Genomic DNA, 1,369 nt, shown 5'->3' on the forward strand with positions numbered 1-1,369 from the left:
CCGATCATGTGGTTCCTGATGCCGGACGAGCCGGCCCCCGCGCCGGCGCCGGCACCCATGCCCTACACCCCGAGCGACCTTTAGTCACTCCCATTCGATGGTGCCCGGGGGCTTGCTCGTCACGTCGAGGACGACGCGGTTGACCTCGGGCACCTCGTTGGTGATCCGGGTAGAGATGCGGGCGATCAGCTCGTAGGGCAGCCGGGACCAGTCCGCGGTCATCGCGTCCTCGCTGGACACGGGCCGCAGCACCACCGGGTGGCCGTAGGTGCGGCCGTCGCCCTGCACCCCGACGCTGCGGACGTCGGCCAGCAGCACCACCGGGAACTGCCAGACGTCGCGGTCGAGGCCGGCCGCGGTCAGCTCCTCGCGAGCGATCAGGTCGGCCGCCCGCAGGATCTCGAGCCGCTGGTGCGAGACCGCGCCGATGATGCGGATCGCCAGGCCCGGGCCGGGGAACGGATGCCGCTGCACGATCTCCTCGGGCAGTCCGAGCTCGGCGCCGAGCGCGCGTACCTCGTCCTTGAAGAGCGTGCGCAACGGCTCGACCAGGGCGAACCGCAGGTCGTCCGGGAGGCCGCCGACGTTGTGGTGGCTCTTGATGTTCGCCGTGCCGGTGCCGCCGCCGGACTCGACCACGTCGGGGTAGAGCGTGCCCTGCACCAGGAACTCGACGTGCCGCTCGGCGTCCACCTCACGCGCGGCCTGCTCGAAGACCCGGATGAACTCGCGACCGATGATCTTGCGCTTCTGCTCCGGATCCTCGACCCCGGCCAGCGCGCCGAGGAAGCGGTCCGCGGCGTCGACCACCTTGAGCCGGATGCCGGTGGCCGCGACGTAGTCCTTCTCGACCTGCTCGGCCTCGCCCGCGCGCAGCAGGCCGTGGTCGACGAAGACGCAGGTGAGCTGGTCGCCGACGGCCTTGTGGACGAGCGCCGCGGCGACCGCCGAGTCGACGCCGCCGGACAGCCCGCAGATCACCTGCTTGTCGCCGACCCTCGCGCGGATCGCCTCGACCTGGTCGTCGATGATGTTGCCGGGCGTCCAGGTCGGCTCGATGCCGGCGATGTCGTAAAGGAACCGCTGCAGCATCTCCTGGCCCTGCTGGGTGTGCCCCACCTCGGGATGGAACTGCACGCCGGCCCGCCGGTCGGTCAGGTTCTCGAATGCCGCCACCGGTGCGCCGGACGAGGCGGCGGTGACCATGAAGCCCTCGGGGGCGATGGTCACGCTGTCGCCGTGGCTCATCCAGACCGGCAGACCTTCGGGAAGGTTGCGCAGCAGCGTCCCGGCCTGGGCGGTGAGATGGGTACGCCCGTACTCCCGCGCGCCGGTGTGCGCGACCGTCCCGCCCAGCGCCTGCGCCATC

General features: G+C 71.4%; 1 protein-coding gene. It reads right to left on the minus strand.

Annotation, left to right across the window (positions count from 1 at the left end; all coding sequences use genetic code 11):
- Positions 1-84: 84 nt before the first annotated feature.
- On the minus strand, positions 85-1,369 hold a 1,285-nt coding region (gene guaA, locus AB0M20_RS43715; protein WP_364307410.1), incomplete at its 5' end, for a glutamine-hydrolyzing GMP synthase.

Origin of the sequence: Actinoplanes sp. NPDC051633 (assembly GCF_040681735.1) — a bacterium.
Classification (GTDB): domain Bacteria; phylum Actinomycetota; class Actinomycetes; order Mycobacteriales; family Micromonosporaceae; genus Actinoplanes.